The 19,531-nt window shown below is 59.4% G+C and carries 19 protein-coding genes, 1 tRNA gene and 1 pseudogene; 7 read left to right on the top strand and 14 right to left on the bottom strand.

What is annotated here, in order from left to right; all coding sequences use genetic code 11:
• Nucleotides 1-130 precede the first annotated feature (130 nt).
• Complete coding sequence (locus HNQ83_RS13630) at nucleotides 131-868, top strand: TorF family putative porin (protein ID WP_175389442.1); 738 nt, start codon at nucleotides 131-133, stop codon at nucleotides 866-868.
• Nucleotides 869-978: 110 nt separating this feature from the next.
• On the opposite strand, the gene HNQ83_RS13635 is transcribed toward HNQ83_RS13630, so the two are convergent.
• From HNQ83_RS13635 to HNQ83_RS13680, 10 genes are all read right to left on the bottom strand, one after another.
• The gene (locus HNQ83_RS13635; protein WP_175389443.1) at nucleotides 979-1,266 is read right to left on the bottom strand and encodes a gamma-butyrobetaine hydroxylase-like domain-containing protein; all 288 of its coding nucleotides are present in this window, start codon (nucleotides 1,264-1,266) and stop codon (nucleotides 979-981) included.
• Nucleotides 1,263-2,225: a HEAT repeat domain-containing protein gene (locus tag HNQ83_RS13640; protein WP_175389444.1), complete on the bottom strand. Its 963-nt coding sequence runs from the start codon at nucleotides 2,223-2,225 to the stop codon at nucleotides 1,263-1,265. The genes HNQ83_RS13635 and HNQ83_RS13640 overlap by 4 nt, the downstream gene beginning before the upstream one ends.
• Nucleotides 2,222-3,070, bottom strand: coding sequence for an ABC transporter ATP-binding protein (locus HNQ83_RS13645; RefSeq protein ID WP_175389445.1), 849 nt, complete (start codon nucleotides 3,068-3,070; stop codon nucleotides 2,222-2,224). The genes HNQ83_RS13640 and HNQ83_RS13645 overlap by 4 nt, the downstream gene beginning before the upstream one ends.
• Entirely contained in the window at nucleotides 3,070-3,852 is a 783-nt protein-coding gene (locus tag HNQ83_RS13650) for an ABC transporter permease subunit (protein WP_175389446.1), read from the bottom strand. The genes HNQ83_RS13645 and HNQ83_RS13650 overlap by 1 nt, the downstream gene beginning before the upstream one ends.
• 137 nt (nucleotides 3,853-3,989) lie before the next feature.
• Complete coding sequence (locus HNQ83_RS13655; RefSeq protein ID WP_175389447.1) at nucleotides 3,990-5,396, bottom strand: ABC transporter substrate-binding protein; 1,407 nt, start codon at nucleotides 5,394-5,396, stop codon at nucleotides 3,990-3,992.
• A 236-nt stretch (nucleotides 5,397-5,632) separates the two neighbouring features.
• A complete protein-coding gene (locus HNQ83_RS13660) occupies nucleotides 5,633-5,878 on the bottom strand; it encodes a ferredoxin family protein (RefSeq protein WP_008060065.1) in 246 nt (81 codons plus the stop codon).
• Nucleotides 5,879-5,903: 25 nt separating this feature from the next.
• Nucleotides 5,904-7,634 (bottom strand): fumarate reductase/succinate dehydrogenase flavoprotein subunit, encoded by a 1,731-nt coding sequence (locus tag HNQ83_RS13665; RefSeq protein WP_175389448.1) that lies wholly within the window; start codon nucleotides 7,632-7,634, stop codon nucleotides 5,904-5,906.
• Nucleotides 7,631-8,383 carry a GntR family transcriptional regulator gene (locus HNQ83_RS13670; protein ID WP_175389449.1) on the bottom strand — a complete coding sequence of 251 codons (753 nt, stop codon included), beginning with the start codon at nucleotides 8,381-8,383 and terminating at the stop codon, nucleotides 7,631-7,633. The genes HNQ83_RS13665 and HNQ83_RS13670 overlap by 4 nt, the downstream gene beginning before the upstream one ends.
• 200 nt (nucleotides 8,384-8,583) lie before the next feature.
• On the bottom strand, nucleotides 8,584-9,552 hold the full coding sequence (locus tag HNQ83_RS13675; RefSeq protein WP_175389450.1) for a Gfo/Idh/MocA family protein: 969 nt from the start codon (nucleotides 9,550-9,552) through the stop codon (nucleotides 8,584-8,586).
• An 8-nt stretch (nucleotides 9,553-9,560) separates the two neighbouring features.
• A complete protein-coding gene (locus HNQ83_RS13680) occupies nucleotides 9,561-10,448 on the bottom strand; it encodes a Dyp-type peroxidase (RefSeq protein WP_175389451.1) in 888 nt (295 codons plus the stop codon).
• 331 nt (nucleotides 10,449-10,779) lie between these two features.
• On the opposite strand from HNQ83_RS13680, the gene HNQ83_RS13685 reads away from it, so the two are divergent.
• Complete coding sequence (locus HNQ83_RS13685) at nucleotides 10,780-12,402, top strand: NADP-dependent glyceraldehyde-3-phosphate dehydrogenase (protein WP_175389452.1); 1,623 nt, start codon at nucleotides 10,780-10,782, stop codon at nucleotides 12,400-12,402.
• 154 nt (nucleotides 12,403-12,556) lie between these two features.
• Here HNQ83_RS13685 and HNQ83_RS13690 read toward each other — a convergent pair whose 3' ends face one another.
• Together HNQ83_RS13690 and HNQ83_RS13695 are read right to left on the bottom strand one after the other, a co-directional pair.
• Nucleotides 12,557-14,083 (bottom strand): phospholipase effector Tle1 domain-containing protein, encoded by a 1,527-nt coding sequence (locus HNQ83_RS13690; protein WP_175389453.1) that lies wholly within the window; start codon nucleotides 14,081-14,083, stop codon nucleotides 12,557-12,559.
• A gap of 371 nt (nucleotides 14,084-14,454) precedes the next feature.
• The gene (locus HNQ83_RS13695) at nucleotides 14,455-15,351 is read right to left on the bottom strand and encodes a DMT family transporter (protein ID WP_175389454.1); all 897 of its coding nucleotides are present in this window, start codon (nucleotides 15,349-15,351) and stop codon (nucleotides 14,455-14,457) included.
• 136 nt (nucleotides 15,352-15,487) lie between these two features.
• Between HNQ83_RS13695 and HNQ83_RS13700 the strand changes: the two genes are divergently transcribed.
• A complete protein-coding gene (locus HNQ83_RS13700) occupies nucleotides 15,488-15,925 on the top strand; it encodes an Lrp/AsnC family transcriptional regulator (RefSeq protein WP_095195338.1) in 438 nt (145 codons plus the stop codon).
• 55 nt (nucleotides 15,926-15,980) lie between these two features.
• A complete protein-coding gene (locus HNQ83_RS13705; protein ID WP_175389455.1) occupies nucleotides 15,981-16,310 on the top strand; it encodes a YceK/YidQ family lipoprotein in 330 nt (109 codons plus the stop codon).
• 60 nt (nucleotides 16,311-16,370) lie between these two features.
• Here HNQ83_RS13705 and HNQ83_RS13710 read toward each other — a convergent pair whose 3' ends face one another.
• The gene (locus HNQ83_RS13710; RefSeq protein ID WP_175389456.1) at nucleotides 16,371-17,042 is read right to left on the bottom strand and encodes a Bax inhibitor-1/YccA family protein; all 672 of its coding nucleotides are present in this window, start codon (nucleotides 17,040-17,042) and stop codon (nucleotides 16,371-16,373) included.
• 123 nt (nucleotides 17,043-17,165) lie between these two features.
• On the opposite strand from HNQ83_RS13710, the gene HNQ83_RS13715 reads away from it, so the two are divergent.
• Both HNQ83_RS13715 and HNQ83_RS13720 read left to right on the top strand, forming a co-directional pair.
• Nucleotides 17,166-17,253, top strand: a tRNA-Ser gene (locus tag HNQ83_RS13715).
• Nucleotides 17,254-17,692: 439 nt separating this feature from the next.
• Nucleotides 17,693-17,938: pseudogene (locus HNQ83_RS13720) on the top strand (acetoacetate decarboxylase (ADC)); the annotation flags it as partial.
• 51 nt (nucleotides 17,939-17,989) lie between these two features.
• Here HNQ83_RS13720 and HNQ83_RS13725 read toward each other — a convergent pair.
• Nucleotides 17,990-18,439 (bottom strand): MerR family transcriptional regulator, encoded by a 450-nt coding sequence (locus HNQ83_RS13725; protein WP_175389457.1) that lies wholly within the window; start codon nucleotides 18,437-18,439, stop codon nucleotides 17,990-17,992.
• A 209-nt stretch (nucleotides 18,440-18,648) separates the two neighbouring features.
• Between HNQ83_RS13725 and HNQ83_RS13730 the strand changes: the two genes are divergently transcribed.
• Nucleotides 18,649-19,479, top strand: a complete 831-nt coding sequence (locus HNQ83_RS13730; RefSeq protein WP_175389458.1) for an alpha/beta fold hydrolase — start codon at nucleotides 18,649-18,651, stop codon at nucleotides 19,477-19,479.
• Nucleotides 19,480-19,531: the final 52 nt, after the last annotated feature.

The raw sequence follows: 19,531 nt of genomic DNA on the forward strand, positions 1-19,531 counted from the left end.
TTTTCCCTGTGGGAGCCAGCCTGCTGGCGATTGCGGTCTGACATTCAACGTTTATGTACCGCTATCGCTGGCAAGCCAGCTCCCACAGGTTTCCTTGCGCCCCAAAACAATCACAATAACGGGACTTCACATGAAAGCCTTGACCCTGCTCGCCCTCGGTTCCTTGAGTCTGCTGCCCTTGAGCAGCCAGGCCGTGCCCTTGAACGATGATTTCGCCCTGCTGCTGGACGTGACCCTGGCCAGCGACTACCGCACCCGCGGCATCTCGCAGACCCAGAACGACCCTGCGGTGCAAGGCGCCATGACCCTTGCCCACAGCAGCGGCCTGTACCTGGGCGCGTGGAGCTCCAACGTCGACTTCGGCGGCGGCCTGAAAACCCGCCAGGAAATCGACTACTACGCCGGTTGGCTGTGGCAGGCCACCGATGAGGTCAGCCTTGATGTCGGTTATCTCAAATACAGTTACCCAAGAGAGAGCCAGTTCAATCAGAGCGAGGTCTACGGCATTCTCAGCCTCTATGGCGTGAAGCTCGCGGCCTATTATTCCGACGATGCGCCGGGCGTCGACAGCCAGCAAAACTCGCTCTACAGCTACGTCGGGTACGAGACCGAGCTGCCCTACGACATCGGCCTGAAACTGCGCTACGGCTTGATGGACTTCAAGGACCCGCACCTGTATTCAAGCTCGGGCCAGGCCGAGGATTCGTACCGCGAATGGGAGGTCAAGCTGACCCATGAACTGGCCGGCGTGATGCTGGGGCTGAGCTACATCGACACCGATCTGTCGAAGAGCCAGTGCCTGGGCAACTGGGGGTTTGATGATGTGTGCAGCGCCACCGTGGTGGCGAGTGTCAGCAAGTCCTTCTAACCACCACTGCCCCCCTGTGGGAGCGAGCCTGCTCGCGAAAGCGGCAGCACATTCGACATTAATTTGTCTGACCTGCCGCCTTCGCGAGCAGGCTCGCTCCCACATTAGTTTTACGCCGTTTCGAGTCCGAGTTGTGCCAGATAGGCCCACGGATAGATCCCCCGTTCATGCCCGTCACTGAACACCAGTTGCACGCCATAACCCTGTGCGTTCAATTCGATCACGCAAACCCGGTCATCGACCAACGGCGTCATCCCCCGCAGCCGAAACGCCCGGCACTGCGAACACGGACACTGCCGGCGCAACTCGGCATGCCCCAGCACCTGCTCGCGGCCATCCGGCCATTGCAGGCGCAGTTGCTGCTGGCTGCGCGAATTGCCCACCGCCAGCGGGTTCATTGCAGTTGGCTCAAGGCAATGCGCACGGCCTTGCGCACTTCCGGGTCGCCGTCGTCTTGCGCAGCCTGCAACGCTGCGATGGCGCCTTTATCGTTCAATTCTCCGAGCGCCAGCGCGGCTTCCTTGCGCAGGTTGCTGATGCGGTGGCCGAGGGTTTCGATCAGCTCATCAAGGGCCGGGGCGTAGCGCAAGCGACCGAGGCTGCGGGTGGCGCGCAGGCGGACTTGCCAGTAATCGTCAGCCAAGGCAGCGATCAGTGCGGGGCCTGCGTCGCAATGGCCGACCTTGCCCAAGGTGGTCGCGGCCTCTTCGCGCACTTGCCAGGCTTGGTCCTGCAAGGCCTGGCGCAACGCCGGCAGCACCTGTGCATCGCAAGCCAGGCCCAAGGCCCCGGTCGCAGCGCGGCGGACTTCGGTGTCCGGATCATCGCTGGCCAGGCGCGCCAGAGCCGGCAGCGCATCGAGCTGCTTGAGCCAACCCAGCACACCGACCGCTTCACGCCGGACATTGGCGTCCTCGTCGCTCAGCGCCAACACGGCTGCCGGGGCGGCCTCGGTATAGCGCAACTCACGCAACGCCCTGTACGCGGCAATGCGCACGCCGATGTCGGCATGCCCGGTCCACGGCAGAATCACCCTCCCCGCTGCTTCACTCTTGAGCAGACTGAGGCTTTGCGCGGCGGCGGCTCGCACCGCTTCGGCGGGATCGGTCAGGGCCTGGCACAACGCTTCGACCACGGGCTCATCTTCCCAGGCCTCCAGCAATCGCGCGGCTTCGGCGCGGACCTCGGCGACCGGATCTTCAGACAGACGATCCACCAACCACAGCAGGCCGTCCGGCTCCTCCAGATCGGCCAGTTCGATCAGCGCAATGCGGCGCACGCCGGCATCCTCATCGGTCAGGCGCGGTTGCAGGGCAAGAATGTCATCGTTATCGGTTACATCGAATAGAGAGGTCATAGGGCAAATCGCGGCAGTTGGTTTTCTGGGGGAAGTCCGAGAGGGTTCAGGCGTGGCAACTGCCGACCGTCTTCGTGACGCAGTAATTCGAGGCAGTGACGCTTCAAGCGGGAGAACTCGTGGCTCGTCACCAGTTCGGTGGTGCGTGGCCGGGGGAAATCCAGGCGCAGGTCTTCGATGATCCGCCCGGGGCGCGGGCTCATGACCAGCAGGCGATCGGCGAGGAACAAGGCTTCGTCGATGTCATGGGTGACGAACACCACGGTGGTGCGAATCCGCGTCCAGATGTCGAGCAGCAGTTCCTGCATGTTCAGGCGGGTCAAGGCATCGAGGGCGCCGAACGGCTCGTCCATCAGCAACAGGCGTGGTCGATTGACCAGCACCCGCGCAATTTCCACCCGCTGCTGCATGCCGCCGGACAGTTGATTCGGCCAGCGATCGGCAAAGCCCTCAAGACCGACCAGAGCGAGGATTTCATCGGCGGCCCGGTGCCGCTCGACCTTGCCGATGCCACGCATTTTCAGGCCGAAGGCGACGTTGTCGCGCACCGTGCGCCAGGGAAACAGCGTGTGTTGCTGGAACACCATGCCCCGTTGCGGCGACGGCCCTGCGACTACTGCGCCATCGACCTTGAGGCTGCCGGTGCGCGGTTGCAGGTGGCCGGCCAGCGCGCCGAGCAAGGTGGATTTGCCGCACCCGGACGGTCCGAGAATGCACACGAACTGGCCCGGTTCGATCTGGCAGTCGAGCCCCTGCACGGCTTCGAAGGCAGCACTGCCCTCGCCCAGGCTGATCGACAGGTCGCGAATATCGATACGCCCTTCAGGCTGTTGAAATACGCTCATCAGGCTTTTCCTCGCGGTCGGTGCCAGGGCGTGAACAACCCGCCCAGGCGCTTGATCAGCAGGCTGCTGCCCATCCCCAGGACGCCGATCAGCAACATGCCGACCACGATGTCCGGATAGTTCTGGATGGTGTAGGACTCCCAGGTGTAATAGCCGATGCCGAACTGGCCGGAGATCATTTCCGCCGTGACCAGGCAGAACCAGGAGGTGCCCATGCCGATGGCCAGGCCGGTGATGATGCTCGGCGCGGCGCCCGGCAGAATCACCTCCAGCAGCATCGCCCGGCGCCCTGCCCCAAGGCTTTTCGCCGAGGCGATCAGCCGTGGATCGACGCCTTCGACGCCGTGCACGGTATTGAGCAGGATCGGGAACAAGGCGCCAGTGAAGGTAATGAACACCATCGACAGTTCCGACGACGGGAACATCAGGATCGCCAGCGGAATCCAGGCCACGGCCGGGATCGGGCGCAGCACTTCCAGCGGTGGCAGCAGCAGGTCTTCCGCCCATTTCGAGCGGCCGATGGCCAGGCCCAACGCGATGCCGATGATCAGGGCCGCCAGATACCCGGCGAAGACACGGCCGAGGCTGCTGCTCAGGTGCTGGGCGAGTTTGCCGGAGTCGCCCAGGCCCAATGCCGCTTCGATGACGGCCAGCGGCGTCGGCACGTTGGCGAAGGTCACAAGGCCGAGGTTCCAGTGGTGACTGGCGGCGAGTTGCCAGAACAGCAGGCAGAGCAGCAGTGAGGCGGCTCGGGGGAGCCAGCGGTTTAATGATCGGTACACAATTCTTCCTCTCAACCTGGGCCCCTGTGGGAGCGAGCCTGCTCGCGAAAGCGGTGGGTCAGTCGACATCGATGTTGAATGTCGAACCGCATTCGCGAGCAGGCTCGCTCCCACAGTGGGTTATGGTGTTTTGGGGGTTAGCGAGCGGCCACCGCCTGCGTGGTGGCATCGGTAAAGTCGAACACCTTGCCGCCCTGAGCCGTGGCGAACTGCTGGGCCTGGCCTTTGAGCAGAAACGCACTGAGTCGCCCTTTCGCATCACTGGCGAACCACGCCTGATCGGCCAGCAACTTGATCCCGCTGTCGCTCGCCTGGGCATACACCGCACGGATGTTCTTGCCTTCCTGCTTGAGGCTGGCCAATGCCGTGAACGCCGCTTCCGCCGACGCGTATTGGCGGACCTTCGGCTCGCCGCGCACCCAGATTTCCGCCACATGACTGAAATCGGTGATGGCCTTGCCCGTCGAGGCATCCACCGCCTTGAGCGGCGTTTGCGCGTAGTTCGCCAGCTGCGCCGTGTAGTCCAGGTTCGAGGCCTTGAACGCGGCGCGGATGTACTGGTCGTCGATGAAGGTGTTCAGGTCGAGACCGCGATCGGCTTTCTTCAGCAACTTCAGGGTGTCGATGGCGGTGCCGACGGCCTGGCGGTATTCCGGTTTCCAGCTCAGGTCGCGGGTCTGCACGCCCAGCGGGCCGTGGAACAGGTAGTTGACCTCGGCATCGACCCCGGTGACCTTGGCGATCAGTTCGCTGTACTTCTCAGGCTCGGCGGCGAGCAACTGGTTGGCTTCGATGCTGGCGCGCAGGTAGGCGACGACGATTTCCGGGTACTTTTTCGCGTAGCCCTGATCCACAAGCGCCCCGTGGAAGGTCGGCGCCCCGGCCTGGGAGCCGTCGTAGATCTTGCGGGCGAAACCGCGGCTCGGGAACAGTTCGGCGAACGGCACGAAGTCGGCGTGGGCGTCGATCTTGCCGGCCTGCAACGCGGAACCGGCTACTTCCGGCGGCTGGGCGATGATATTCACGTCCTTCTGCGGATCCCAGCCCTGGGCCGCGACCGCCCGCAACAACATGCCATGGGCGGTGGAGGCGAACGGCACGGAAATGGTCTTGCCCTTGAGCTCGGCCAGCGACTGCACGCCCGAAGCGCTCGGTACCACGATGCCGTTGCCGCTGCCCTTGGTGCTGCCCGACAGCACGCTGATGAACAGGCTGTGCTTGCCCGCAGCTTCGAACGCCACGCCGTTGAACGAGCCGGGGAAATCGGCCATGGCGCCAAAATCGAGTTTTCCGGCGACCATTTCGTTGGTCAGCGGCGCGCCGCTGGTGAAGTTCTTCCACTCCACCTCGTACTTGGCGTCCTTGTAGGGGCCGTCGTGGGGCAGATATCTGTCCAGCAGGCCCAGCTCGCGAATCAACAGGCCGCCAGCGGCGCAGTTGATGGTGGTGTCCTGGGTGCCGATGGCGATGCGGATGGTTTCGGCCGAGGCCGACAAGGTGAAGGAGGCCAGTACCAGACCGGCGACAGCTGTACGCAAGAACATGGGTGTTTCCCCTCGAATCATTTATAGGATGTTCGTCTCCGCCACGATCAGGGCGTGGTGGGAAACGAGGGGTGTTTTGAAGCGGGCGTCCGGGGGTGGCCGGATGGCTTTTTCGGTTGTCTGTCCTCGATTCACTGTGGGAGCGAGCCTGCTCGCGAAGGCGTCCGGTCAGTCAATGGAGATGTCGCCTGTGCTGGCCTCTTCGCGAGCAGGCTCGCTCCCACAGGGACGGTGTTTCAGCGCAGGAGGTACGGGATATCCACTTTCACCGCCCCCGTCGGGCAGTCCTTTTCACAGGGCATGCAGTACCAGCATTCATCAAACGCCATGTAGGCCTTTTGCGTGGCCGGGTTGATCGCCAGCAGGTCCATCGGGCAAACGTCGACGCACACGGTGCAGCCTTTGTGGGCGATGCACAGGTCCTCGTCGACCGTGACCGGCGCGTTGGAGCGGAAAAAGATTTCCTGGGGTTGATAGGCCATTTCGCGGTCTCTCCGTGGGTAAGGCTCAGGCCGCAAAGGCGCCGACACGCAGCCGGTCGTAGGCCTGCATTTCTTCGGCATCCAGCGGGATGATGTAAGGCTCGACGGCTTTCTTGAAGCTGGTCATCGAACCGTTTTCGTCCTTCTTCAGGTGGCAATGGCAGAACCAGTCACTGTCGTTGCGCTGCGGGTGATCGACGCGATAGTGGTAAAGCCCCCAACGGCTTTCGGCGCGGAACAACGAGGCGCGGGCGGCCATTTCCGCGCAGTCGCGGATCATGCTCACTTCCATGGCGCGCATCAGTTCGTGGGCGTTGTGGGCCTTGATCTGGTCGAGGTCGCGCTGGATGTCGCTGAAGCGTTGCAGGCCGATTTGCATCTTCTTCGTCACTTTCGGCGGTTGCAGGTAGTCGTTGACGAAGCGGCGTAGCTTGTACTCGACCTGGGCCGGTGGCAGGCCGTGTTCACGGTCCAGCGGAGCGTAGACCCGTTGTTTTTCGGTTTCGATCTGCCCGGCATCCAGCGCGGAAAACTCGCGCCCGGCGACAAAGTCCGCCGCGTTGGTGCCGGCAAACCAGCCATAGGTGAACGCGCCGAGCATGTAGTTGTGTGGCACTGCGGCCATATCACCGGCCGAGTACAAACCCTTGACCGAGGTTTCGGCCTTCTCGTTGACCCACACTCCGGACGCCGAATGCCCGCTGCAAAAACCGATTTCCGAGATGTGCATCTCGACCATCTGCGTGCGGTAGTCAGTGCCGCGATTGGCATGAAACTGGCCGCGACTCGGGCGTTCGTTGCTGTGCAGGATCTCCTCGATGTTCTGGATGGTTTCCTCGGCCAGGTGATCGAGCTTGAGGAACACCGGGCCGTTGCCGCTTTCCAGTTCCTGGTGGAACTCCCACATCATCTGGCCGCTCCAGTAGTCGCACTCGATGAAGCGCTCGCCCTTGTTGTTGGCGGTGTAGCCGCCCAACGGACCGGTGACATAGGCGCAGGCCGGGCCGTTGTAATCCTTGATCAGCGGGTTGATCTGGAAACACTCCAGGTTCGCCAGCTCGGCCCCGGCGTGATAGGCCATGGCGTAACCGTCGCCGGCATTGGTCGGGTTTTCATAAGTGCCCATCAGGTAACCCGAGGACGGCAGGCCCAGACGCCCGGCGGCGCCGCAGGCGAGGATCACGGCCTTGGCCTTGATCACGTGAAAGTCGGCAGTGCGGCAATCGAAGCCCATCACACCGTTGACCGCGCCCTCCTCGTCCTTGAGCAAACGGGTGCAGACCAGGCGATTGGTGATGCTGACCCGCGCCCGCTTCAACTGGCGGTACAGGACCTTCTTGATGTCGTGCCCTTCCGGCATCGGCAACACATAGGCGCCCATGTGGTGGACTTTCTTCACCGCGTAGTCGCCGGTCTCGTCCTTCTCGAACTTCACGCCCCAGCGGTCCAGTTGCTCGATCGTCTCGAAGCTGTGGGTGGCATAGGCGTACACCGCAGCCTGATTGACGATGCCGTCGTTGGCGATGGTGATTTCCTTGGTGTATTGCTCGGGCGTCGAATGGCCCGGAATAATCGCGTTGTTCAGGCCATCCATGCCCATGCTGATCGCGCCGCTGCGCTTGACGTTGGCCTTGTCGATCAACAGCACCCGCAGATCGCGGTTGCGTTCTTTGGCCTTGATCGCCGCCATGGGCCCGGCGGTGCCGCCGCCGATCACAACGATGTCGTATTCCTGCTCGAGCGTAGCGCGCGTCATGCCTGATCCCCTTTTTGCCGGTCGATCCGCAGGCGGTACTGAAAGGCATCGCCACGGTAGTAAAGGTGTTCGAAGTCCAGCGGTTGGCCGGCGGCATCGTGGGTCAGACGCTCGATGCGCATGATCGGCGAGCCGGCTTCGACGTTCAGCGCCTGGGTCAGATCGCTGTCGGCCAGCACCGCGTCGATGGCCAGGTCGGCATGACCAAGCGCCAGGCCGCAGTCGTTTTCCAGGATCAAGAAGATGTCGCGGGTCACCAGGTCTGCTTTCTCCAGACGCTCGCCAATGGCTTTGGGCAGGTAGGTGATTTCGAGCGAGATCGGCTCGCGGTTGATCAAGCGCACTCGCTTGATCTGCGCCACCGTCTCGCCTTCAGCCACCTGCAAACGCTCAGCGACCAGCTTGTCGGCGGGGATGAACTTGAAGCTGCGCAGGCGGTTGATCACCTCGTAGCCGCGACCGGTCATGGACTCGGCCAGGCCTTGCAGGGTGCTGACGTTCTGAAAGGTCTTGGGTTTGGCGACAAAGGTGCCCTTGCCGTGGATCTTGAAGATCAGCCCTTCCTTTTGCAGATCGCCGAGGGCCTGGCGCACGGTGATGCGGCTGACCTTGAACAGCGCGCCAAGCTCGCTTTCGGAAGGCATCTGGCTGTCTTGCGGGTATTCGCCGTCGAGGATGCGGGCGCGCAGCACGTCGCGAAGCTGAGTGTGTAGCGGAACGCTACTGAGAGAGAGAACGTTATCGGTCATCAGAGAATCACTTGTCATAACGAGTTATGACGTGATCTTAAAGTTCTAATGACTGGCTTGAGAAATACTGTTTGAGCATAAGGTTAGATGCGCAGTGCTTTTCCCTGTGGGAGCGAGCCTGCTCGCGAAAGCGTCAGTACAGCCGACATCGATGCTGGCTGACACTACGCCTTCGCGAGCAGGCTCGCTCCCACAACGGTTCAGTGTCGTTTGAGGATTTGATCCATCACCCAATCGGTTTTCAGTGCTTCTTCGGCCACCGCCGGATGCCGCGCCTCACCACGAATATGGGCGTTCATGCCCAGCACGTGATGCCACTGGATGTGCTCATGATGCTCGATGGTCAGGCTGAGATGTTCATCTGCATGCAGCTCGACCGGATGCTCGTCGAACACCGAAAAACTGATCCGCCCCTTGCTGCCAATCACCTCGACCCGATCTTCGCGACGGTCGGAGACAAAGTTCCAGCAGCCCATGCCCAACGCCCCACTGGCAAACCGCCAACTGGCACTGACGGCATCTTCGGCGGCATACAAGCCGGCCTGCCGCGCAGTGAATCCGGCAACTTCGACGATATCCCCGAGCAAATACTGGAACAGGTCAAAGCCATGGCTGGCGAGATCGGCGAAGTAACCGCCGCCGGCAATCGCTGGATCGGTTCGCCAGTTAGCCGTACCGCCGAGGTCGGTCGCGGACGGGGCTTTGGTCAACGTCCAGTTCAGGTGCCGGACCTCGCCGATCCGCCCCTGCTCCAGCCACTGCCGCACCTGCTGGAAACGCGGCAGCGAACGCCGGTAATAGGAAACGAACAGGTGCAGCCCCGCATCGGCGAAGGCCTTTTGCATCTCGCGACTTTGCCCGGCGTTCAGCGACATCGGTTTTTCGACACAGCAATGCTTGCCGGCGGCGGCCACCTTCAGGGCGTAAGCGTGGTGACTGTCGGGGGGCGTGGCGATGTACACCGCGTCGATTTCAGGATCGTTGATCAAGGCGTCGACATCGGCATGAACCCGGGCGATGCCATGGCGCGCGGCATAATCCCTGGCCGCTTCCTGGCGTCGCCCCATCACCGCCACCAGCGCCGAGCCTGACGCCTTGTAGAAGGCCGGCCCGCTCTTGCGCTCGGCAACGCTGCCGCAACCGATCATGCCCCACCGCACCATGCTCATCGTCATGGTCAGGCGATGTTCAAGGCGCGCAGATCGAGGCGGCCGTCTTTCAGCGGCGGACACCAGTAGTAGCCGCCAGTGATCGGCCGGCTGATACGGTACAGGCCATCGGTGACACCGTCTTCCAGACCGCTCATGCGCCGCAACTGCACTTCGAAGGCATCGAGGGAGAAACCGAAGGCGAGGAACATCAGGCCGGCACGGTCGTCTTCGATCCACGGCATCGAACGGCGGACGATGAAGGCTTCAGGCGCGAAGCTTTCCTGGGCGGTGCGTTTGACGTGAGCGGAGATCGGCGCGTCATCGAGTTCTTCGTTGTCGCTCAGGCGACGGCCCATGATGTCGTCGGTTTCGTGGGAAGGCATGGCGTGGAAGCGCTTGAGGTCATGCTGCCATTGCTGGATCGCGGCAAAGCTGCCGCCGACCATGCCCTCAACGCCCTCGCCTACCAGCGCCGCAGCCGCAGCGGCTTCGTCGCGAGGGTTCTCGGTGCCGTCTTCATAGCCGGTCAGGTCATGACCGTCGCGATGGCGGAAGCCTTCGGTCACTTGCACCAGGCGCAGGGCCGGGGCCAATGCGGCGGCAAACGCGTGGCTGCGATTGAGCAGTTCGCCACGGTCGGTACCGTGCAGCCAGCACCACAACGCCTGTTGCGTCGACGGGTTGTCCACGCCCACGCCGGTCAGCGCCGGGAACGTCCGCAGCCCTTCGATGCTGCCATCGAGTGCCTTGACCAGGGATTCACCGAAACCGACCACCGCCGACTTGCCGTCCACCAGTTGCGTCAGTCTGTCGAGCGCGGCCGGCAGTTCGGCAACGGATTCGAGGGCGAAAAACATATGACGGGCTTGAGGCGGAACTGGAGTGGCGAGAATGCCTGGCTGGTAGTGACTCATGTGAACTCCTTTAGAAAGAGCGCCAAGTTTAACCGCAGCACCGGCCGTTGTGTGCGCCGAGGGCCTAAGTTACGTTTCAACAACCGCGCAAAGCGGTCTACGCTTGAGACACAAGATCCAGACCCTCAACCCCTCTATTCTGCCTATCGCCGCACGATTGACTGAAAAATCGATCTTCCGTTATGGAAATTAACTGTAGGAGCGAGCTCGCTCGCGAAAAATCCAATGACACTGCGGGGCATCTGATTTTTACGCGTTATCGTTCACGACCTTCGCGAGCAGGCTCGCTCCCACAGGGGGCTTGGCTCGTCAACTCACACGGGGTAGCGACATGAGCACAGATCTCCTTGGCAACCTGTTTCCCGAGGCCGGCAGCATCCCGGAAAAATACCGCCTGGACGGCCAGATCGAGCAGCGTGAATACCTGGTCGATGGTGTCCTGAAAACCTGGCCTGGCGCCCTCGCCACAGTGCGCAGCCCGGTGTACCTGAGCACCGCTGCGGGTGACGAGCAAGTGATCCTCGGCAGCACGCCGCTGCTGGATGCCGACACAGCATTGACCGCCCTCGACGCCGCCGTCCGCGCTTACGACCGAGGCCAGGGCTTGTGGCCGACCATGCGCGTGGCCGAGCGCATTCATCATGTCGAAACCTTCCTGAAGCACATGCGCGAGCAGCGCGAGTCGGTGGTCAAGCTGCTGATGTGGGAAATCGGCAAAAACCTCAAGGACTCGGAAAAAGAGTTCGATCGCACCTGCGATTACATCGTCGACACCATCAACGCCCTGAAAGAACTCGACCGCCGCTCCAGCCGCTTCGAACTGGAGCAGGACACCCTGGGCCAGATCCGTCGAGTGCCGATGGGCGTGGCGTTGTGCATGGGTCCGTACAACTACCCGTTGAACGAAACCTTCACCACGTTGATTCCGGCGCTGATCATGGGCAATACCGTGGTATTCAAACCGGCCAAGCTAGGCGTGCTGCTGATCCGTCCGCTGCTGGAGGCCTTCCGCGACAGCTTCCCGGCCGGGGTGATCAACGTGATCTACGGCAGCGGCCGCGAGACCGTCAGCGCACTGATGGCCAGCGGCAAGATCGATATCTTTGCGTTCATTGGCACCAACAAGGCGGCCAGTGACCTGAAGAAACTGCATCCGCGCCCTCACCGCCTGCGCGCGGCGCTGGGGCTGGATGCAAAGAACCCTGGCATCGTCCTGCCGGAGGTGGATCTGGACAATGCGGTGACTGAAGCGCTCACCGGCTCCCTGTCATTCAACGGCCAGCGCTGTACCGCATTGAAGATCCTGTTTGTCCACGAAGACGTGGTCGACGCCTTCATCGAGAAATTCAACGCCAAACTGGCATCACTCAAACCCGGCATGCCGTGGGAAAGCGGCGTGGCGCTGACGCCGCTGCCGGAATCAGGCAAGGTCGATTACCTGCATTCGCTGGTGGCCGATGCCGTCAGCAAAGGCGCGAAAGTGGTCAATCCCAATGGCGGTGACGCCCGCGCGTCGTTCTACTACCCGGCGGTGCTGTACCCGGTCACCCCGCAGATGCGGGTCTACCAGGAAGAACAGTTCGGCCCGGTGGTGCCGATCGTGCCGTACCGCCACCTGGACACGGTGATCGATTACGTCCTGGAGTCGGACTTCGGCCAGCAATTGAGCATCTTCGGCACCAACCCGGTAGCGGTCGGACGACTGGTGGACACGTTCGCCAACCAGGTGGGACGCATCAATCTCAACGCCCAGTGCCAGCGCGGCCCGGACACCTACCCGTTCAATGGCCGCAAGAACTCCGCCGAGGGCACCTTGTCGGTGCATGACGCCTTGCGGGTGTTTTCGATACGGACACTGGTAGCGACCAAATTCCAGGAAACCAACAAGGACCTGATCAGCGAGATCATCAGTGGGCGCAGTTCGAGCTTTTTGACCACTGATTACATCTTCTGAGCAGGGCTGAAAAACCTGTAAAGGCATTACGGCTGATCAGGCAGTCTATTGCAGGATGAATCACCGCATGAGTTTGCAGACCTCATGCGGTTTCGCCTTTTCCCACGGTTGTTCAACCAGCATGTTGTTTTTCACGCTCTATCTATCAACCGAATCAGGTCCGTTCGATTGTCAGCGCAACATTCCCCCGGTTATTGCCATAGCAATTCCACGCATCGTTGGCATAGGCATAGAAATAACCGGAGCGCTTCGGCGTGTATTGGCACCCTTCGCCAATCAAAAATGTCTCGGGTGGGATTAACTGCGCTTTATCATCGACACCCTTACTGTTGGCGATACAACCAATCAAACTGAACCACTGAAACGCTTCATGGCGCTTGGTGAACTGAAACTCAGCCGAGTTATTGCCGGACAGCGACTTGAACGCCGTCTCGATTTTACCCAGCGCACTGGCCAGGAGCTGGACGGTTTCGCCTGGATGGAATTTTCCATCATCCGTACCGCCCGGGCCACAGGCAATGGAAGCGTCCATCCACTCACCAGAAGCGCTGAACCTGTAAGTCACGCCCTGCTCCAGCCATAACCCGGTTTCGTTCCAAGGGTTGCGTGCGGAAATATCCAGCGTTGCGAACGAAGCCGGTTGAACATCCAGCGTGCGCCTGTAAGGGCATTGACTAATGGGCGGTGTTTTGTGCCTGCTTATCGCAGAGCTATGCAATTGAACTCTATCGGAAAGGATTGGAATGCTGCGAGGTTGTGTTGGCAACATCGCGAAAACACCATTGCATGAATCATGCATCGTATCGTTATAGTTAGGCTTGATCTGCTTGAGCATTTCATCATCGAATCGAAGGCCGCACCTTGCAGCTTCTTCAATCATCCATTTAAGCGCACCGTCGGCTAGCCCGCACTCACGATACCCCCCTCCAACGTCCGCATGCACGCCTGGAAACCACACCTGCTTCACATCCTGTGCGACGTCGTAATCGGTCCACAACGTCGGTTGAAAGGTCGCGCGCAATTCGTCCATCGCAATGGCATGTCGCGCAGTGAGCACGGACTTGTTAAGGGTCGTATCGTGAAAGGTATAGTCCTTGCGACTATCCAACAAATTGAGGAGCGCCATATCATCAGGAATACCCAAGGCACCCACCGTGTCCCAAACGCCTATAAATCGTATTTTTATGTCCTGCCCAAGAGCATTGTGATATTTCCACCCCTTGGACTTCCGATCCTTACGAGGGTCTTTTTTGCCCCTGTAACATTGAAGTAGATATTCGATCCGTTCCCAGACGACGGCGGGGGGCAAGTCTTTGATTTCCAGCAGTCCACACCGAGTTATAAAACCGGACAAGCTGCGAACGGTATAGGCGCCTCGACTGAATCCGAATAAAAATATCTGATCATCGTTCTTCAGATCAAAGTTATAACACAGCCGTTGGTAGGCACTCATGATGTTCTTATCAAGCCCTTCACCCGCACCACCACCCAGCAACTTCTCCCACCAGTTACCATCCGTCCCTACACCGGGATGGTAATATTTATTCTGTTTGCCTCCCTGCTCGTCTATATCGTCAATTGCATTGTATATTCGGACAACATTGGTGGGCGCCGGGATACCGTGCTCCCTTTGATCTGGGGTATTCCAGGTACCATCGCAGCAGATAACAAGATTAGACACGACACACCTCCGTGGCAGTGTCCCTGCCCCGAGCCCTTTCGCGGATAGGAAACCCTAACAACGATATTTAGCAGAGATACTGACGCGGGACGGAATTTCCTTAATAACATTCCGCGCTTAAGTTAATTCACTTGAGTAACCGCTTTCACTTTCGTTATCACAGCAGTATCAAACTAAAAACACTCAATCCAGCAAGCCTATTGTTAACATCCGTCTTAGGCTTTTAAGGGCTTTCGTGGCGGGCTTAACAAGACTACGCCGTGGGTCTTATTGACTCCACCAAGGGGAAATATCCCAATAGGCACAATTGACGAGATGCAACAGCGCTCATTCAAAACCGTGTCGAGCGCTGATGCATCCAACTACCTTTATCACTCCTGTGCAGCGGTCTGCCGGAACTTCAGGCTCCAGCCCTGTTGCATACCGGCAGCAGCCAGCAGAATGGCGGCGACCCCGATCCATTGCAGCAGCTCCAGCCGATGGCCAAACGCGAACCAGTCGACGAAAATCGCCGCGATCGGATAGATGAAGGACAACGCCCCCGTCAATGCCGTTGGCAGTTTCTGGATTGCACCATACAACAGCACGTACATCACGCCGGTGTGCACGATCCCCAGGGTGATCAGGCTCGCCCAGGCGCTCGGGGCCTGCGGCAGCGCTGAAAAATGGGCGAATGGCGCCAGCAACAGCACGCCGGTACTGACCTGAATCAACGCAATCAGGTGCGGCGGCGTGCCGGTCAGGCGCTTGATGATCAACGCGGCAATCGCGTAGAGGAACGCAGCCCCCAGCGCCAGTACAATGCCAATCAGGTACTGATTACCGCTTTCGCCCTGCCCGCCATGGGCACTGACAATCGCCAGCATCCCGAGAAACGAAACACCCAGCCACGCCAGTTTCTGCAACGTGATTTTTTCGTTGAGAAACATCGCGGCCAGCCCCACCAGCATGAAAGGTTGCACGTTGTACACCGCCGTACCGATGGCAATCGAGGCGCGGGAGTAAGACGCGAACAGCAGCACCCAGTTGCCAACAATCGCTACGCCGCTGAGTACGGCCAACAGGAACGTGGTACGGGTCAGAATACCGGGACGCAGGAAACCGAAGGCTGCACAAATCAGCAACAACGTACCGGCACCGAACAGGCAGCGCCAGAACACCACGTCCAGCACCGGTTGCCCGGACACCAGCACAAACCAGCCAATGGTCCCGGAGATCAGCATGGCGGCGGTCATTTCGAACGAGCCGCGGCGTATTGTGTTGTCCATCTTCAGACTCCTCTGTGAGTGGGCAAAGTATGCCAATCGACCCAATGGATTCTCCAGCGCAAAAATCAGGCTAAACTCGAGATCTGCCTTTTTTATCAAGGTACTTTTGAATAATTGCCTAATAGAGGTTTTCGTCATGACCGATGACATCGACCAAGTGCTGATCACCGCATTGATGGAAGATTCGCGACGTTCACTCAAGGCGCTGGCGCACCTCAGCGGTCTATCTTCGCCCAGCGTTGCCGAGCGCCTGCGTCGCCTTGAGGAGCGTGGGGTCCTCAAGGGCTACACCGTTGAAATCGACCCGAAATGCTTCGGTTATCAGCTCCAGGCCATCGTGCGCGTTCGCCCGCTGCCAGGCCAGTTGCAGGAAGTGGAACGGCAAATCATGGCCATTCCCGAGTTCACCGAATGCGACAAGGTGACCGGCGACGACTGCTTCATCGCACGTCTGCACGTACGTTCGATGGAACAACTGGATACCTTGCTCGACCGACTCAACACCCACGCCGAAACCAACACTGCGATCGTCAAGAAAACCCCGGTCAAGCGTCGGTTGCCGCCAATGGCGTGAATGGGTCCCTCGAAAGCTGTAAACTGGCCTTTTTTTCCAGCTAAGGATTGGCGGTATGAAAACCCGATTTGTATTGTTGGCGATGCTGATGCTAGGGGGATGCGGCACGGTCCAGACGGTGATGCGCGCAGATGAAGTGGCCGCCAAAAGCCTCAAGGAGCAAAACAGTTACTGCGGTGCAGTTCCCCGAATCTACAGTGGCGTGATGTACGACTTCTGCTATCTGAATGCGCCTTTGGAAAAAGGACGGGACGCACAGATCCATGGCCCCGCACCGGCCATTGTGCTGGTCGACGTGGTCCTTTCCGGCACGCTCGACACCTTGCTGCTGCCCTACACCGTCTACCGGCAGCAAGCCGACGGAAGCATCATCATTACCGAGTAACCCCGTATTCCAGACATGAAAAAACCCGCCGAAGCGGGTTTTTTCATTCAAGGCTGACGATCAGTCATCGCGGCTCATGATACCGAACAGCTGCAACAGGCTGACGAACAGGTTGTAGATCGATACATACAGGCTGATGGTCGCCATGATGTAGTTGCGCTCGCCACCGTGAATGATGGCGCTGGTCTGGAACAGAATGCAGACTGAGGAAAACAGCACAAAACCTGCGCTGATCGCCAGTTGCAGGCCGCTGATCTGGAAGAAGAAGCTGGCCAGCGTCGCGCCGAGCAGGACAAAGAAGCCCGCTGTAATGAAACCACCGAGGAAGCTCATGTCCTTGCGGGTGATCAGTACATAGGCCGACAGACCACCGAACACCAATGCCGTCATCGCAAAGGCCGAGCTGACCACTTCAGCGCCACCCTGCATGCCCAGGTAACGGTTGAGGATCGGGCCGAGCAGGAAACCCATGAAACCGGTCAGGGCAAATGCCGACACCAGGCCCCAGGCGGAATCGCGGAGTTTGTTGGTGAGGAAAAACAGGCCATAGAACCCGATCAGCACTACGAAGATGTTCGGGTAGCCGACGCGCATCTGCTGGGCAACATAGGCGGTCAAACCGCTGAATGCGAGGGTTAGAGCGAGCAAGCCGTATGTGTTTCGCAGGACGCGGCTAACCTCTAGCTGCTCAGCCTGCAAGCTGTTATTAACTGCGTAATCCTGTTCGCGCATGGCGACACTCCTGTTGGTTTGTAACGTTCAGTCGCAAAGATCATAACAGACGCTCTGTAACAAGCTATGCAGAGAGTTTGACAGTGTGTTTCATTCAGGTATTATGGCGCCCGCAACGCAAACGGAGGTGTGGCCGAGTGGTTTAAGGCAACGGTCTTGAAAACCGTCGACTGTAACAGGTCCATGAGTTCGAATCCCATCGCCTCCGCCATCTTTATACGACAAAGCCCTGATTATTCAGGGCTTTGTCGTTTCTGGCATCTATGAATTCCGCCCCCCGATCACCCTTTCCGCTCCTTACCCGTGATCGCCAATCCCCAGTCAGACCCCGAAATCTCCCCGGCTGTAGTTGAAGTCGTCATGGCCTTGCTCTCCACCGACAAGACAGATCGCTGAGTCCTGGTCGATGGCCCCCTGAAAAACGCTCCTGCAAACAAACTGAAAATCTGTCTTTCCGGTGCTTGACCTTAAAGTTCAGTTTAACGTTAAGGTGATTTCAGGCAGTCCTCTGAAGCCTGCCCGGCCGACGCCATCAAGCAGATGCATCCACCTGGAGAGACAGATTGAAACTCGCAAGCGCCGTTTTAACAGGATTGCTGTTCAACACTTTGGCCAACCATGCGTTGGCGCAGGCGCCTGAAATGCCCAACACCAGCAGCTTCACCAATCTCGATCACCAAGGCCAACTGGCCTATGGATATGCGGTTTCCCGCCAACTCAGCCATGGTTCCAGCCGGAGCGCGGACTCGGCAACCCTTACGCTGGGCGACGGTAGCCTGTCGAACTACATCCGCTCCTTGAAGCTGGGGAAAATGATGAAGTACGAATACGTGCCAGCGTTCCAAAGTGCGCTCTACGCGCCGAAGCCGTTAGCGGCGCTGGCTGACGGGCACTGATTCGACGATCCGGTAAAAGCCTGTCAGGTCTCACAAGCCTGACAGGTGAAGCTACTTGGACGACGCGATATCGCGGCCGCGTGGTGCTGCCGCCACACCTTCCTCGCGCAGACGATGCAACAGCAACTGCGTGTTGTCCACGCAACTCATGCCCTCAGGCTTGCTTTCAACACCTTCGATCACCAGCAGCAGTTGCGCTTTGTTCTGGGCCAGCCGTTGCTGGAGGATTTCGATTTCCTCAACCTTGCGCTTGAGCCCGCTGAGCAGCTCTTCATGTTTCCAACCGTTCGCATTCATCGGCAGTAATTGTCGGATTTCTTCCAATGAAAAACCCGCCGCCTGGGCACCCGTGATGATCTCCAGAACCCACTCCGTATCAGGCGCATAGTCCCGATACCCATTGGCTTTTCGGGCGACAGACTTGATCAGGCCGCTCGCTTCGTAGAAACGGATGCGCGAAGGCGCCAGTCCAGTGATTTTCGCCAGTTCGCCTATTCTCATATTCCGCTCCGCAAAACCATTGACCTTAAAGTTGACTTTAAACCTAAAGTGATTTGGCGGCCAAGCGTGGGCGAGAACCAAACCAGGACCAGTCCCTCTGAACCGCCTATTGGATGGGCAGCGTGTTATTCAACAAGGGCAAGGCTCAACAAGGGTCACGATCAGAACACGATTGGTCATACCCTCCATTTCATTCGGGAGATGCGAACATGGGTTATGTCACGACGCAGGACGGTGTTGAGATTTTTTACAAAGACTGGGGTCCACGCGATGCCCCCGTGATTTTCTTTCATCATGGTTGGCCGCTCAGCGCGGACGACTGGGATGCGCAAATGCTGTTTTTCCTGGCGAACGGCTACCGGGTGGTTGCCCACGATCGACGCGGCCACGGGCGATCCAGTCAGGTTTGGGACGGGCACGACATGGATCACTATGCGGATGACGTCGCGGCCGTGGTCGACCATCTTGGCGTGCAGGGTGCCGTCCATGTGGGTCACTCCACCGGTGGGGGTGAAGTCATCCATTACATTGCTCGCCACGGCGAAGACCGAGTGTCGAAGGCGGCGATCATCAGTGCCGTGCCGCCCCTGATGGTCCAGACCCCGGGCAATCCAGGCGGTCTGCCGAAGTCGGTTTTCGATGACTTGCAGGCGCAGCTGAAGGCTAACCGTGCACAGTTCTACCATGACGTTCCGGCAGGGCCTTTCTACGGTTATAACCGCCCTGGTGCAAAACCGTCCGAAGGCATCATTCTGAACTGGTGGCGCCAAGGCATGATGGGCTGCGCCAAGGCACATTACGACGGGATCGTAGCCTTTTCCCAGACCGACTTTACCGACGATCTAAAGAGCATCAAGATCCCCGTGCTGGTGATGCATGGGGATGATGATCAGATCGTGCCTTATGAAAATTCCGGACTCTTGTCAGCCAAACTCTTGCAGAACAGCACGCTGAAAACCTACTCGGGCTACCCACACGGAATGCCCACAACGAACGCCGATACCATCAACGCCGACTTGCTCGCTTTCCTGCGAGGTTAGGAAAATTGGGGGGCAGGTAATTATCCTGCCCCTCACTTTCTTCGAAGTCACT

Origin of the sequence: Pseudomonas sp. C2B4, assembly GCF_013359695.1 — a bacterium.
In the GTDB taxonomy this organism is placed as follows: domain Bacteria; phylum Pseudomonadota; class Gammaproteobacteria; order Pseudomonadales; family Pseudomonadaceae; genus Aquipseudomonas.